Genomic DNA, 14,750 nt, shown 5'->3' on the forward strand with positions numbered 1-14,750 from the left:
TCAATACTGGTCGCTGACCGTGGTGGCCGCGTTCGATGGCCCGATCCTGGATGGATCGATTCCCAGCAGCGGCGCCACCGTCGCGACGATCTTCGATGCACGGACGCGATAGACATCCTCCAGCGGCGGCGAATAGCCGACGGGGATGCGCGGTGAAGCCACCCGGCGGACCGGCGCAACCAGCGTCTCATGCAGCTCTTCGGCGACCGTCGCGGCGATCTCTGCGCCGATACCGACATCGCGGACGCTCTCATGGACGACGACGAGCCGCCGGGTCTGCGCCACCGATCGCAGGACAAGCGCCTTGTCCCATGGCCACAGTGTGCGCAGATCGATGATCTCGATCGACGCGCCATGGTCCTGCAGCACCTCGCCGGCGCGGAGCGATTCATGCAGCGCCGTGCCCCAGGTCACGACCGTCAGATCGGAGCCGGCCCGCACGACACGGCCGACCCCGAACGGGATCGGCTCTCCCGCGTCCGGGACATCACCCGTCACCTGCCACAGCTCCTTGGCTTCCAGATGCATCACCGGATCTTCACCCCGCAGGGCGGTGAGCAGCAGCCCACGGGCATCGGCCGGCGTTGCCGGCGCGGTCACCACCAGACCCGGTATATGTGCGAACCACGCTTCGAGACTCTGCGAATGCTGGGCCGCCGAGTTCTTTCGCAGGCCCGACGGCATGCGCACCACGATCGGCACCCGGCCCTGGCCACCGAACATGTAGCGCACCTTTGCGGCCTGGTTGACGATCTCGTCGATGGCGGACAGCGCAAAGTCGGAGAAGCGCGTCTCGACGATCGGACGCGTGCCCGCCAGCGCGGCGCCGACGGCGGCGCCGACCATTGTCGCCTCCGCGATCGGCGTATCGACGATCCGCTCGGGGCCGAACTCGTCGACCAGCCCCTTGTACTGTCCGAACACGCCGCCGTGCCGGATGTCCTCACCTAGCACCCAGATGTCCGGATCGCGCTGCATCTCCTGGCGCAGCGTCATGCGTGCGGCTTCGACCACCGTCATGCTTGTTACGGTCATGATCCGCTCCCTGCAGTCTGGATGTCGAGATAGGCTTCGCCGATGTCGGGCCACGGCGCGGCTAGCGAGGTCGCCACCGCCTGCGCGATCAGCCGGTCCTCCTCCGCCTCGATGGCGTCGACGGCAGCCGCAGGGACTGCAAGTTCGCGCAGCAACTGGCGGCAGCGGGCGATCGGATCATCGCCCCAGCGGCCCTGCACCTCGGCCTGATCGCGATAGGAGGCCTGATCCGCACAGGTATGGCCGCGCAGCCGGTAGGTCTGGCAATGCAGGATACGCGGCCCGCTGCCGGCCCGGATTTCAGCGACGAGATGCCGTGTCAGACGATCGACGGCCTCGATATCGTTGCCGTCGACCGCATGAGCCTCCACCCCGAGCGCTTCGGCTCGCGCCGCCGTGCCCGGTCCGGCACTCACGGTCGCCGTCCGTGTGGTCGCCGCCCAGCCGTTGTCCTCACATACCAGCAGGATCGGAAGGCGGTAGACCGCGGCGTAGTTGAACGCTTCGAGGCACTGCCCCCGGTTCATGCCGCCATCGCCGAAGAAGGCGACCGTCAGAGCATCCGATCCCTTCATCCGCAACGCCTGCGCCGCGCCGGCGGCGATCGCGACACTGGCTGCGACAACGCCGTTGGCGCCGATCATGCCGACATTGAAGTCGGCGATATGCATCGAGCCGCCCTTGCCCTTGCAAACGCCGATCCCGCGCCCGAACAGCTCCGCCATCATCGCAATGGGATCGACACCCTTGGCGAGCGCATGATGATGATTACGATGGGTGCTCGTGACCAGATCGTCGCGGCGCAGGTTGGCGCAGATGCCGACGGCAACGGCCTCCTGGCCGACAGCGGAGTGGATCATGCCCCGGATGTGCCCGGCGGCAGCACTCTCCTCGGCCGCGACCTCGAAGGCACGAATTCGCCACATCATGCGGTAGTGTTCAAGAAAGCGCTGGGCATCGGAGCGGATGCCATCAACATGCGGATCTTTCGTTCGAACCTGCGTCAGCTGTGCTGTAACCACGGCGATACCTCTTCGTTGAACGACGACATCGCGGGCGTTTCCAGATCGATTTCTTGATTTTGAAAGCAAAGGAGCTACGCCGCAGACACCTGTGCTGCGATCTCCTGCTCCATGATGCCGGCAGCGCAGAAGCCGCCGTCGACATTCAGAATGTGTCCGGTGACATAGGATGCGGCATCCGAGACCAGAAACATCGCGGTGGCAGCCACCTCTTCCGGCGTACCGTAGCGCCGCATCGGAATGGTGCGAAGGTAGGCGCTACGCGTGGTCGGCAAATGTCGTTCGGTCGCCGCGCGCGTCTCGATCGGCCCCGGAGCGATGGCATTGACACGGATACCGTGGGGCGCGAGCTCGACGGCCATCACCCGCGTGAGCTGGATGATCGCGCTCTTTGCCATGCCATACGCCGCACGAAGCGTGCTGCCGCGCTGTCCCGAGATCGAGGAGATGTTGATGATGATGCCACCACGTCCGCGGTTCACCATCGTCCTGGCCACAGCCTGAGCGAAAAAGAACGTGCCCTTGAGATTGACGGAGAGCATGGTTTCCAGCGTCGCGGCGTCGGTATCGAGAAACGGCATGAGCTTGCTGCCGCCGGCGCTGTTGACGAGAATGTCGATGCCGCCGAACTGTTCCACGACCCGCCGCGTGGTGTCGGCGGCCGCGTCGACATCACCGACATCCGCCTTGATGAACATCAGCCGCCGTCCGGCATCGACGCTGGATATCAATTTGCGCGCCGCGGCTTCGTCGCGGCCGACGATGACGACGTGAGCACCATCCTCGACGAGGCGGCGTGCCGTCGCGGCCCCGAGTCCTCGGGTCCCGCCCGTCACCAACGCGATCTTGCCAATGAGACCTGTCATGCGACCCTCTCGCTACTTCGAGCGTCAGTCACCGCAGGATCATTCAAGAAAAAATCCAAGTCAAATATAATAATTTGTTCAAGTACTTGAAAAACTATACTTAAGAATACGAAACGTTCTCCTTACAAATACTTCGCGCGCCGGTCACGAACGATTGGAAAGCGGATCAAGCCAGCCGGCGCGCCAAACGCCCGCCCGCAGACAGCGGCGGACCGCCGCCGTCCGCATCGAGCGAGTAGCCAACACCCCGCACGGTCCGGATCAGGTCCACCTCTCCGTTCTCGCACAATGCCTTGCGAATACGGCTGACATGCACGTCGACCGCGCGGGTCACCGCGTCGCTGCGCGCGCCCCTGACCAGCAGCAGGATCTCGTCGCGTGACAGCACCTTCCGCGGATGGCGCAACAGTTGCTGAAGAACCCGATACTCGACCGGGCCGAGATGGACACTGCGCTGGTTGCGGTAGACGCGATGCGCATCAAGCTCCATCACGATGTCGGCGAAGCACAACACGTTGGTGTCGGCCACCGACGACGCGGATCGCAACAGGCCGCGCAATCGATTTGTGAATTCGTCGGGGGCAAATGGCTTGAGGATGTAGTCGACTTCGTCGATGTGCGGAGCCGCCCTGACGGCACCTGCTGCTCCCGCGGCAAGGATCAGGACCGGAATATGTCGCGTCCGCACATTGCTGCCGATCCGGTCACGCGCCGCAGCGGCCGATCCATAGGGCCAGACATCATCAAGAGCGATCAGGTCAGGCTGCTCGGCTTCGGCGAGGACAATCGCCTCGCCGAGATCGTCAGTCAGAATTCCGCTGAATCCCTCGTTCTCGACGATGTATTTCAGCAAGCTGATGAAGCTCTTGTCACCCGCGAGCAGGATTCTCGGCTTTACGGCAAGCGTCATCGCACAACAACCACCGTTGGCTCATCGCATGATGTCTCGCCAACTCTGAGCGCCCCGCCCCTCGCAAAACGACAGGTTCATCCCGCCGCACTGTCGTTCTCGGCCAATGGCCCGTGGGAAATCGCCCGTGGAAACAGCGCCGATCGTGGCTTCGTTCCTCAATGCCGCTCTGCAGCATACGTGCGTTGAATTCCACGTTCAACCACAAGTTAGAACATCGTATGTTTTGTTTCAGTTTTGTCTCATCGTCGTGGCGAAGACTGAATCCGCATCGCATCCAGCCTCCGACCTGTCGTGCCGACGGCGACAACCACACCACCAGCGCGCTTCGATCGCGCGGTGATGGTGTCGCGGAAAATCGGCTATTCAATGGATGGCACCGGGCACGATCGCCGATTCACTGCGCCTGCCGTCTTGCGATGCCGCGAATTCATCCTCTGGTGATCGTCGATGGGCGGAAGCATTCGCGCACGAGGACCGGCGGACGTATAGTCGTCAGTCGCTTATGCGACGTTCATGACACGCAAGGCCGAGCACAGGAGCCTCTCGATGCCCAATTTCGGTGCAACGATCGTCTGGCAGCGCGCGATCGGTGATGCTTTCGCCGATGGCAAGTTCAGCCGACGTCATGTCTGGCAGTTCGACGGGGGCGCGCACGTTCCAGCCTCGGCCTCCCCGCACATCGTACCGCCTCCACTGTCTGCCCCCGCCGACGTTGACCCCGAAGAGGCTTATGTGGCCGCGCTCTCGAGCTGCCATATGCTGACTTTCCTGTACATCGCGGCCTCACACGGATTTGTCGTCGATTCATATCGCGACGAGGCGCGCGGCACGATGCAGACGGACGATCGCGGCCATTTCAGCGTCACCCGGGTGACGCTCACGCCCGTCGTCACCTATGGGGGGCCTCCTCCCGATCGCGAGACCGAAGCCCAACTGCACCAGGAGGCCCACGCGCAATGCTTCCTTGCCAACTCGGTGCGAACCATGATCACAATCGGCGCCGCCGCCACGATTTGATCGCAACCCTGTCCCAGCATTGACGGCCACTCGAAACGAATGGACCGCCACGCAAAGACATGGCAACGCCACGGTGAGGATCGAGCATGTCTCATGCCTTCCTTCTGATCCCCGGGCTGAATGCGTCCGCCCGGCTGTTCGACGCGCAGGTGCCTTTTTTGTGGACGCTTGGCTCGGTCGTCATCGCGGATCATACCCGGGATGACACGATAGCGGCGATCGCGGCCCGTATCCTGAACGACGCGCCGCCGCGCTTCACGCTGCTCGGACACTCCATGGGAGGTTATGTCGCCTTCGAGATCATGCGGCAGGCTCCCGAACGCGTCGATCGCCTCGTTCTGCTCGATACCTCGGCGCGACAGGACACCGAGGCTCAGACCCGATCGCGGCTCGACTGTATCGCTCTGGCTGAAAGTGGTCGCCTTGCCGACGTCAACGAGGGCGTCTTTCCCTTCATTGTTCATGAAAGCAGGATCGACGACATGGCACTTCGTCTCGCGTGCGACACCATGTCGGAAGAAGTCGGCGTCAGTGCTTACATTCGCCAGCACACCGCCATTGTCACGCGGCCGGACTCACGGGCGACACTCGCTTCCATCCGCTGCCCGACCCTCGTCATGGTCGGCGACAACGACCAGCTCACGCCGCCGCCGCTGTCCGAGGAAATTGCTTCCGGCATCGACGGCGCAACCCTCGTCACAATCCCCGATTGCGGTCATCTGTCGACGCTCGAACGCCCCTCCGTCGTCAACTCCGCGCTCGCGCGCTGGCTTGGCTGACACAGCAGCCGCCGGAGCAGCTCGCGCCTCGGACCTCGGCATCGCAGGATACGGCTACGCCTGCCAGAACGGTTTGCTGAATTCGGCAAGCGCATCCAGCGGCGTCAATCCGAGATCACGCAATTCCAACATCGACATCCGCGCGAGCTGCCGCCGCTCGCGCATTCTGCGACGCCATATCCGGACCATCCGGCGCAGACGAACCGTCCAATAAAATCGTGTCATGCGCGCCTCCCACTCATGGGAGATGCGGGATCGCAAGTGATCCCACGCAGGCGAGGGTCGCCAAACGCAAATCAAGGCGCACTCGCGCTCAACCCTCATTGCATGGGGCCATACGCCCGGCGCTGTCTATGGCCAGAGTTTGGGGGGCTCCCGCAGGAAACGCGGGATTAGGATGGTTCAAACAGGCGTCTGAGGCGACGGAAGCTGCGGCACGCTCGCCAGCTGCGGCGCAACCGTTCCATGGCGCCGCAGGCAGATCGAGGGGGCATCGTGTCACTGGTCACAACCAAGATCGAAGGGCCTGTCGGGCTCATCACCATCAACCGGCCCGAAGCGCTCAACATGTTCGATCTGCCGCTGATCGATGCCCTGCAGCGCGGTCTCGCCAACTTCGAGCAGGATCCGGACGCCCGTGTGATCGTCGTGACGGGCGCAGGAGAACGCGCATTCGCCGCAGGCGCTGATATTGCCGATCTCAACGCGCGGCGGTCGCTCGCCCACTACCTGGAATTCGCCGATGTCGTGCACCGCGCATTTCGTCGCTTTGAAGCCTGCGAGAAGCCGACCATCAGCGCGATCAACGGCCTCGCCGTGGGCGGCGGGCTCGAACTCGTGCTGGCGACCGATATCCGCATCGCCGCGGAGCAGGCCAAGCTCGGCCTGCCGGAGATCGCCCTTGGGCTGTTTCCCGGCGGCGGCGGCAGTCAGCGCCTGATGCGACAGATTTCTCCCTGCCGGGCGCGCGAAATGATGTTCACCGGCGACAGCATTTCCGCAGCCAGCGCGCTCGAACTCGGCCTCGTGAATCGCGTCGTCTCGCGCGAGCGCGTCTTGCCGGAAGCCATGGAGCTGGCGCTGCGGATCGCCGGAAAATCCCTGCTGGCGCTCAAGCTGCTCAAGCGCACCCTGAACCACGGCGCCGACATGCCATTGCCCGCGGCTTTAGCCTATGAGCAGGCCATGGTCAGCCTCGCCTTCGACAGCAGCGATGCGCACGAAGGATGCGACGCATTCCTGGCCAAGCGAACACCCACGTTTCGGGATCGGTGAGGACGCCCACGCCGATTTACGCGGCCCTGCGCTGAAGCAGCGAGACCAGTGCCGCGAGACCCAGCAGCGCCGGCGAGGCCCACAGGCCGGCGGCGACTTCGCCGGTCATATCGGTGACCTTGCCGGCGAGGATCGGCCCGATCGACTGCCCCAGTGCGAAAGCCACCGTGAGCACGGCGACAGCCGCGGTGAGCGATCGGGCCGGAAGCTGCCGCTGCGCCAGGATGGTGACCGCGGCTGGGCCTGCCATGAAGCTGCTGCCGAAGATCAGGGCGGACAGAAACGCCGAGACCAGTCCGGGATGGATCAGGACCGGCAGCGTTCCCAGCATGGTGACGAAGAAGATCACCGCGGGGCCGCGGCCCCCCGGCAGGCGCGCCAGCACACTCCCCCACAGCGAGGTCGAGATCGTCGACGTCACGCCGAGCACGATCCAGAACGCCGCGGTCTGGCTGCCGCTGCCGCCCTGATCGCGCAGCAGCGCGATGATGAAGGTCATCCAGCCGACATAACCGGCTCCGAACAGACCGTAGCCGAAGAACGCCGGCAGGATGCGCACGAATTCGTCCAGCCGCAGCATGGCGGCCGGGCCGCGGTCGAGAACCGGCACAGCGCGCGCGGCCAGCAGCGCGGGCACGATACCGACAAGGGCCAGCACCCCGAGAATGACCCACCCCGCACGCCAGCCCTGCGGGCCGTCCTGCAGCGCGATCGGAACCGCGATCCCCGACAGCACGATGCCCGCGCTGCTGCCGGCGACATAGAGCCCGACCAGCAAGCCCTTGCGCTCCGAACTGCTGGTCGGCGAAATGGCGCCCGCGAGGGCCGCGCCGAGAATGAAGGCAAAAGCCGTCGAGACGCCCCCAATCGTGCGAAGCGCGAACAGAAGCGTGAAGTCGGACGTCGCCGCGGTGAAAGCCAGGATCAGCGCACTGACCACAAGGCCAGCCTGGAACGGCCGCTCCACACCCCAGCGCCGCGCCGACAGCACCGCGGCCATCGAACCGAAAATATAGCCGGCGGCGTTGGCTGTGTTCAATGCGCCGGCCTGCACATAGCTCAACCCCAACGTCTCGCGCATCGGCGGCAGCAGCAGCGAATAGGCAAAACGCGAGAAGCCGAGCGCCACGGCCGCCGCTATGGACAACCCTGCGGCGGTCAGAAGGTGGCGCTGCCAGCTGTCCCGCGCGACGTCACCCGTCAGTGCCATGGTCACTCCAGCGGCCAGCCGAAGCCGCGGGCAGCATGGGTGCCGCGCGACACGTTTTGTCAGAGCAGGGATAACGTGACGAGCCGGACAAGGGAAAGTTATTGCATATGGCAAACCCTTGTACTTGACGCGATGGGCGCCTCCCAGGCGCGGCGGTGACAACAGCGAAGTGCCTCCCCCCCCCCCAAGAAGTTGCCGGTTCGCAGACCGCCAGCCCGGCCTATAGTCCTTCAAGGGGATGCATCCGCGCGGTTCGTCGACATGAAAATCTACGATCCCGATATTCTTGCGCTGCCGATTTTTGCGCCGCAGCACCGAGAGCTCGCCGTGCGCATCGAGCGCTGGGCGGACGGCATGGCGGAGCGTCTCGACGCCTGGCGCGACCTCGCACCTTCAGAACTTGGCTGCCAGTTGACGCGCCTCCTCGGCGACGAACGCTGGTTCGAGATCTCCTTCGGCGACAGCGAAACACCGGACTTCCGGTCGATCGCCATCGTTCGCGAAGGTTTCGCGTTCATTCACGACCTCTGCGATTTCGCCTTCTCCATCCAGTCACTGGCCGCAACGCCGCTGCGATGCCACGGCAGCCCCGCCCAACGCGCGCGCTGGCTGCCCGACGCCCTCACCGGTCGCAGCATCGGATCGCTTGCGATCTCCGAGCCGGATGCCGGCTCCAACGTCGCCGGCATCAGCCTCCGCGCCGAGAGGCGCGGTGATACCTTCGTTCTCAACGGCGAAAAAACCTGGATCTCGAACGGCTCCATCGCAGATTTCCATAGCGTCCTCGCGCGGACCGGCGAAGGCCCCGGTGCCCTCGGGCTCAGCATGCTGCGCGTGCCGGCCGGGACCGCCGGCCTCACAGCAGCACCGATCGATTTCATCGCTCCGCGCGCATTCGCCACGCTCTCGTTCCGCGACTGCGCCATCCCAGCCGACCACCTGGTCGGCCCCGCGGGCGGCGGTTTCGCGATCGCCATGGACGTGCTGGAGAGCTATCGCCTGACGGTCGGCGCCGCCGCGGTCGGCTTCATGCGGCGCGCACAGCGCGCAGCCAACGAGCGATCACGCAGCCGCAAGCTCGGCAGCGGGACGCTGTATGACACTGCGCCCGCACGCGAAAAACTGGTGAACGCGGACATCGCCACCAATGCGGCGGCGCTGCTGGTGGCGCAGGCCGCCTGGCTGCGGGATCACGGCCAGCGCTACGCCAGGCAGTCCAGCATCGCGAAGCTCTTCGCCACGGACGCGGCGCAGGACGTTATCGACGATGTCGTCCAGTTGTTCGGCGCAGCCGGGCTGGTCCAAGGCTCCCTTCCCGAGCAGCTCTACCGCCAGATTCGCTCGCTGCGCATCTATGAAGGCACGTCCGAGATCCAGCGCAATATCATCGCCGGCCATCTGCGCCCCGTCGCATGAGCTTTGCCATGTCCCACGGCCCGCCACGCTGGATCTTCGCGCCGCGCCAGACCGAGCCGGATGTCCACCTGTTCTGCTTCCCCCATGCGGGCAGCGGCGCATCGACCTATGCCGGCTGGCAATCGGCGCTCGGCAGCCGGACCCGCGTGCACGCGCTCGAGCTTCCCGGTCACGGCCAGCAGATCGGTGGCGAACTCGCCACCGACATCGAACGCCTGATCGGCGACATCGCCGGCGCGACTCGCCCTTTGCTCGACCGGCCTGCCTACTTCGTCGGCCACAGCCTTGGCGCGGTGCTCGCTTTCGAAACGCTTCGCCGCCTGACGTCCTTTCCCATTGTACGACTGTTCGCATCCGGCTGTCGCGCGCCATCGCAGATGCCCTCGGACCAGACCCGCGCCATTGCCGCCCTCGACGGCGACGCATTCGTTCAGCAGGTTCGCGCCTTCGGCGGCCTGCCTGACGACATCCTGCGCCAACCCGGCCTGCGAGCGATCTTCCTGCCGATCCTCAAGGCCGATTTCACATTGATCGCCGGCTACCGCTACCGCCCCGGCGCTCCGCTCGACGTACCGATCACCCTGCTGACCGGCAGCCGGGACCGACATGTCCCGGATAGTTCGCTGACGGCCTGGCAGAAGGAGACGCGCCATGCCATCACACGCCAGCACTTCGAGGGTGGACACTTCTTCATCCTCGATGCCAAGGCCGATGTGATCCGCCACGTCGGATCAACCATTGACGCGCCGCCTGCGACGACCGCTCCTGCGCCGCCGGACCAGCGTGCCGGCGCCCACGCCGAGCCTGCTCGCGGGGTCTCCCGGCACGGCGGCCGGTAATCCGCCTCAGATCATCAGCACGTCTGTTCGCTCGTCGGCCAGAGGCGGCACGGCGGGCGCCTCATGCCGCAGATGGTATCCTTCCGTGAAATAGGCAAACACCGCATAGCCGTTCCAGATACGCCGCCACTCGGCCGCGACGGCATCCTGTCCCAGTTGCCGTTCGATCTGGCCAAGATAGGACTGGATGATGGTCGCGGCCTGATGCGCGTGCCCGGCGGACACGTTGTCGATGGACAGATGCGCTTCCTCGTAGATCGGATCGAGATTCCAGTGCCGCAGCTTCTGGATTTCATGGAGCCGCAGTTCACCTAGTCCGAACATCTCGATGCCGAGATTGTAGCCGACGATCTCCGGATAGAAACTGTCGGCGAACAATCCCAGGCACAGCTGGTTGATGGGAAAGGCGTAGAACTCGTCCGGAATCTCGTCCTGGTCGATGAAGCTCGCCTCGCGGATATGCGGCATGACGATGCCCATGCTGGCGAGGACCCGATGGATCAGCGTGATATGATTCTTGCGGACGTCGCCCATCCCCATCTCGTCCGCATAGATCGCGAACAGCATGCTGTCGCTGGCCCGCGTGTGGCGTCCCGCATTGCCGATCCTGAATACCCACGATCCGTCGATCAGGCTGCCGAGAGCGAACATCTTCTGACCGAAGATCACATCGTCTCGCGACGGAATCTGCTGCAGAGGCGCATAGGGATCGACCAGCTTGCGCCAGTAGATCGCATCGACACGCGCCATCAGGGCATCGGGGGAATATGGGAAGAATGTCGCATCGGTATAGCGGCCATCGGCTCCCGCGGAGAACATGACCTGCGCCGCCTTGAGTGCCGCCGCTGCGCGCTGCCTCGCAGGCGGCAATACATGTGGAAAATTCTCGATATTGACCAGGCGATAGAAGAGCGCGCGATCGTCGAGCTCACCCGCCGTCTCGAACACCACGCCAGCGGGCTGTTCGCCGCGAATGGAATCGAGCCACGCCGCAGCGTCTGCCTCGTCCGGCCGCGCCACCGTGACCACGATCGGCGCGTCTTTCGTCGTTGAAATCCGCGCGATCCAGTCGCGGAGAACACGCGCCTCGCGTTCGCTGAAGACGCCGAACATCGGGCCACCGAGTTTGAGTGCATCAATGAAGCGCGAATTGCCGGATGTCGTCGTCCGGACGTGCCACGATTGCCTGAAGTCTGCCAGAAACGCCGCGATATCGAAGGTCGGATCAGCGAACCACTGGCTCAACAGCTTGCCGCCCACCTTGACCTGGCGATGCTGCTTGCCCGCAAACGGCGCATGACGCCGGATGATATCGGCGACCTTGCCATCGAGCGTCTGATTTGCGCTACGTTCCGCCATCGCGACCAGAAGTCCGGCGTGCCGGACCTCCAATGCCACGCCGAGCGATACGGCTCGGGCGACACGTCGTTCCAGCGCAGATCGACCGCTCGCCCCGAGCAGATCGACATACGCTCCGAGGATCGATCGTATCTCATTTTCCGCCAGCAACGGCGGCTCGCCGAGCAGAATGCTATCGCAGGCCATCACATGGGAGGCGTAGTGGATGCCAACAACCTCCGGCAGGTAATTCACCGGATAACGTGACAGCGACAGCAGGAACGCGGCATGCAAGGCAGTCCGGGCTCCCATGCCAGCCTCGCGCGGAAAATCCGGATCACCGACCGGCGGGAGATAGACGCCGAACTGTTCAAGAAGCCGCCGCCGGCCAGCCTCGACCGAGCGTCCCGGGCGACCCTCTCCCTGCAGCCGCCAGTAGTGCGCAAACAGATCATTGACAATGCCGGCGGGCTGCGTCGCCGGCTGCGAGATCGTATCGAGCCAGCATCCGGCGAGCAGCGCAATGGCCGCACGCTCGCGCAGCATGACTTCGCGCGCTTCACCGCCAAGCGCACAGGCCTGCGCGAGGCGGCCGGCAACAGTCGCACGGCATTCACGCACCCAGGTTTCGAGCCGCGCGAGATCGAGGCGGCCCGTGGGATCAAACCACTGCCCGGCGCCGGGCATGTCATCGATCGGCGCTGCAAGCGTCGCGTCCAGGACCTGCTTGGCTGCCAGAAGACCGCCCTCGCTTTCCTGATCACGCATCAATGACGCAAAAATCCCGACCGGCGTGGAAGCCAGGACTTCATCAGCCGCCGCGCGCGCGCCGGGGCTAAAGCGAAACGTATCGATGGTGCCACCACAGAACGTATCGGGTGGTGAAATCCATTTCATTTGCTCGGTCATCTCGCGCTCTCCTGATGAGACAACGGCGCAGGCACAACGCGACCGATGGTTGCGCCGCCGACATCCGCCATGGCATGATCCGATCCATCCGACGCCGCCGGCTCTCCACCCCGGAGTGAACCATGAGCGCATCGAAGCTCCATCTTCACGGCTGCCGATATGCATTGGGCGAGGACGTATGCGCCGTCGCCGATCTGCCCGATCTGCAGGGTTTTCTCGACCGCCACCAAATGATCCACGATGCCGCGTTGTGGGGCTGGGGATCGTATTGCCGAACGCGCAGCAGCGCCGTCGACATCGGCCTTGCGGCCGCGCAGCAAAGCGTGGCCGCGTTTGCAGGGCGGCGGCCGATCGACGCTGTTGTCCTGTGCGGAACACGATTTCCCGGCGATGTCGACGGTCATGCCGATATCGTCGGCCGCTTCCTGGAAGCGCTCGATCTTCCGGCCGCGGCGCCCTATGGCACCAGCCTCAATCGCTGCGCGACCTTGATGGCCGGCCTGCGGATTGCTCAGGCCCTGCTGCTCGCCGGCCTGCACGAGGCAGTGCTGGTCGCAGCCTTCGACGCCCTGGCCGACGAGGACACGCGACTGCGCCATTTCGCGATCTTCAGCGATGGCGCCGCCTCTTTCATCGTGACCCGCGATCTTCCCGGGGATTTCGAACTGATCGACACCGCCGTCGCGATCGATGCCGCCGCGATGCGCCCCGGTGCCGAGATTTCCGCCGCGCTGACACGGCAGGCCCACGCCGACATCGCCAGCCGTTGCGGCGTTGCGGTTGGCGATGTCAAACATGTGGCCCACAACAATCTGTTTCGGCCGATCGTAGCCATCAAGGAGCAGCAGGCCGGCTTCGCCGCGCGGCAGTTGTTCCTGGACAATGTGACCCGGATCGGCCACGTCTCCGCCTGCGATCCGATCATCAATCTTGTCGACCTCGCCGCACGCGGCGCCCTGTCGAGCGGCGATCTCGTCGCGCTGGGCTCCAGCGTCTCCGGAGCACGCTTCGCCGGCCTCGTGCGCATGATGTGACATGTATCCGGCTTTGCGTGCGCGCCGCGCCCGCCGCACACAGGGTGCGCTGGTCCTAGCCATCGACATGGAACGTCTGCGTCCTTGCCTGTGCCGGATCGCCACGACGCACATGCATGGCGCGGTCCCGGGGGGACAGCACCACCGCGCCGACGGTTCGCTCGCGGCGAATGTCGCCAGTATCGCGAACGCGGATCGGCTCGCGCACCAGAATGTCCATATAGTCCGCGCAGGACGGATGTTTCGGCAACTGCGCCAGGCGTTCTTCACACGCCGCAAGCCGTCGTAACGACGAGTTGCGGGCAAAAGGATTGATCGCGTCCGCCGCGATGAACGGCTCAGCAAGGAAGTGGTTGGTATGCACCATTTCCGCGCCGCGCCGCACGGCGATCTTTCCTTCCATCACCTCCAGAGTGACCGCGTCGTCATGATCGCAGATCGTCAGTGCCCGCGAACTCGCCAGATGCAGGCCCGCCAGACGGTCGAGACAAGCCTCGACGCTGGCGCAAGTGTCGAGCAGGTGCCGGATCGCGAGATAGGGCGGCAGTCCCGCCGTCCATTCACCGCCAAGTACGAGATTCAATCCGATGGCCAGTCCATCGCTGTTGATGCCGAGGTAGCCGAGCAGACCGACAAACGACAGCAGCAGCACGCGGCGGCCGCCCTGATGCGTCACATGCAAAACAGTCATGATCTCGTCGAGATTGCCGTTGAGATCAATGGTCTGCGCCAGTACCGGTTGGCCGCCGTTACGGCGGCTGAACAGGGTCGTGCAGTCCCCCATGGTCGGAATTCGATGATATCCCAGCACCTCGCGCCTGATCTGGAGCAGAACCGCCTCATCGAGCCCGATGCGAGCTCCTGCGGCGAGACCACGAACCTCGTCCGCGAGATCCGGAGCATCGTCGACGATGGCGCGGCGGTAGCGATCGATAGCCGGACGAAGCGCCACGAGCGACGTCGGGCGAGACAGCAGCCGGTTGAGGCGACAGAGGTCGTCGCTCAGGAAGGCATGGATCTCGCTGCGGAACGCCTCTCCGTGCATTCCGCCAATCCGGTATGCGTCGCCAGACATGCGCACGGGCACCATTGCACGC

Annotated in this window: 14 protein-coding genes; 6 read left to right on the forward strand and 8 right to left on the reverse strand. The window is 64.7% G+C overall.

Annotation, left to right across the window (positions count from 1 at the left end; genetic code table 11):
* The 4 genes from JQ639_RS08130 to JQ639_RS08145 form a co-directional block, all read right to left on the reverse strand.
* On the reverse strand, positions 1-1,035 hold the full coding sequence (locus JQ639_RS08130; protein ID WP_211965619.1) for an alpha-ketoacid dehydrogenase subunit beta: 1,035 nt from the start codon (positions 1,033-1,035) through the stop codon (positions 1-3).
* Positions 1,032-1,964 carry a thiamine pyrophosphate-dependent dehydrogenase E1 component subunit alpha gene (locus tag JQ639_RS08135; RefSeq protein ID WP_349644787.1) on the reverse strand — a complete coding sequence of 311 codons (933 nt, stop codon included), beginning with the start codon at positions 1,962-1,964 and terminating at the stop codon, positions 1,032-1,034. The genes JQ639_RS08130 and JQ639_RS08135 overlap by 4 nt, the downstream gene beginning before the upstream one ends.
* Positions 1,965-2,131: 167 nt before the next feature.
* On the reverse strand, positions 2,132-2,923 hold the full coding sequence (locus JQ639_RS08140) for an SDR family NAD(P)-dependent oxidoreductase (RefSeq protein WP_211965621.1): 792 nt from the start codon (positions 2,921-2,923) through the stop codon (positions 2,132-2,134).
* A gap of 166 nt (positions 2,924-3,089) precedes the next feature.
* Positions 3,090-3,833 carry a winged helix-turn-helix domain-containing protein gene (locus tag JQ639_RS08145; protein ID WP_211965622.1) on the reverse strand — a complete coding sequence of 248 codons (744 nt, stop codon included), beginning with the start codon at positions 3,831-3,833 and terminating at the stop codon, positions 3,090-3,092.
* Between the two features lie 549 nt (positions 3,834-4,382).
* Here JQ639_RS08145 and JQ639_RS08150 point away from each other — a divergent pair.
* Together JQ639_RS08150 and JQ639_RS08155 are read left to right on the forward strand one after the other, a co-directional pair.
* Positions 4,383-4,853 (forward strand): OsmC family protein, encoded by a 471-nt coding sequence (locus tag JQ639_RS08150; RefSeq protein ID WP_211965623.1) that lies wholly within the window; start codon positions 4,383-4,385, stop codon positions 4,851-4,853.
* Positions 4,854-4,939: 86 nt separating this feature from the next.
* Positions 4,940-5,632, forward strand: a complete 693-nt coding sequence (locus JQ639_RS08155) for an alpha/beta fold hydrolase (protein WP_211965624.1) — start codon at positions 4,940-4,942, stop codon at positions 5,630-5,632.
* A 54-nt stretch (positions 5,633-5,686) separates the two neighbouring features.
* Here the strand turns inward: JQ639_RS08155 and JQ639_RS08160 are convergent, their stop codons facing one another.
* Positions 5,687-5,857, reverse strand: coding sequence for a YjiS-like domain-containing protein (locus tag JQ639_RS08160; protein ID WP_211965625.1), 171 nt, complete (start codon positions 5,855-5,857; stop codon positions 5,687-5,689).
* A gap of 240 nt (positions 5,858-6,097) precedes the next feature.
* On the opposite strand from JQ639_RS08160, the gene JQ639_RS08165 reads away from it, so the two are divergent.
* Positions 6,098-6,907 carry an enoyl-CoA hydratase/isomerase family protein gene (locus tag JQ639_RS08165; protein WP_256442966.1) on the forward strand — a complete coding sequence of 270 codons (810 nt, stop codon included), beginning with the start codon at positions 6,098-6,100 and terminating at the stop codon, positions 6,905-6,907.
* Between the two features lie 16 nt (positions 6,908-6,923).
* Here the strand turns inward: JQ639_RS08165 and JQ639_RS08170 are convergent, their stop codons facing one another.
* Positions 6,924-8,117 carry a YbfB/YjiJ family MFS transporter gene (locus tag JQ639_RS08170; RefSeq protein ID WP_211965627.1) on the reverse strand — a complete coding sequence of 398 codons (1,194 nt, stop codon included), beginning with the start codon at positions 8,115-8,117 and terminating at the stop codon, positions 6,924-6,926.
* A gap of 261 nt (positions 8,118-8,378) precedes the next feature.
* Between JQ639_RS08170 and JQ639_RS08175 the strand changes: the two genes are divergently transcribed.
* Entirely contained in the window at positions 8,379-9,533 is a 1,155-nt protein-coding gene (locus JQ639_RS08175; protein ID WP_211965628.1) for an acyl-CoA dehydrogenase family protein, read from the forward strand.
* Between the two features lie 8 nt (positions 9,534-9,541).
* Positions 9,542-10,372 (forward strand): thioesterase II family protein, encoded by an 831-nt coding sequence (locus JQ639_RS08180; RefSeq protein ID WP_211965629.1) that lies wholly within the window; start codon positions 9,542-9,544, stop codon positions 10,370-10,372.
* A gap of 6 nt (positions 10,373-10,378) precedes the next feature.
* Here the strand turns inward: JQ639_RS08180 and JQ639_RS08185 are convergent, their stop codons facing one another.
* Positions 10,379-12,619, reverse strand: a complete 2,241-nt coding sequence (locus JQ639_RS08185; RefSeq protein ID WP_211965630.1) for an iron-containing redox enzyme family protein — start codon at positions 12,617-12,619, stop codon at positions 10,379-10,381.
* 122 nt (positions 12,620-12,741) lie between these two features.
* Between JQ639_RS08185 and JQ639_RS08190 the strand changes: the two genes are divergently transcribed.
* Positions 12,742-13,653 carry a beta-ketoacyl-[acyl-carrier-protein] synthase family protein gene (locus tag JQ639_RS08190; protein ID WP_211965631.1) on the forward strand — a complete coding sequence of 304 codons (912 nt, stop codon included), beginning with the start codon at positions 12,742-12,744 and terminating at the stop codon, positions 13,651-13,653.
* A 55-nt stretch (positions 13,654-13,708) separates the two neighbouring features.
* Here the strand turns inward: JQ639_RS08190 and JQ639_RS08195 are convergent, their stop codons facing one another.
* Complete coding sequence (locus JQ639_RS08195) at positions 13,709-14,743, reverse strand: C45 family autoproteolytic acyltransferase/hydrolase (protein WP_211965632.1); 1,035 nt, start codon at positions 14,741-14,743, stop codon at positions 13,709-13,711.
* Positions 14,744-14,750 lie beyond the last annotated feature (7 nt).

Source organism: Bradyrhizobium sp. U87765 SZCCT0048 (assembly GCF_018131225.1).
Classification (GTDB): Bacteria; Pseudomonadota; Alphaproteobacteria; order Rhizobiales; family Xanthobacteraceae; genus Bradyrhizobium_A.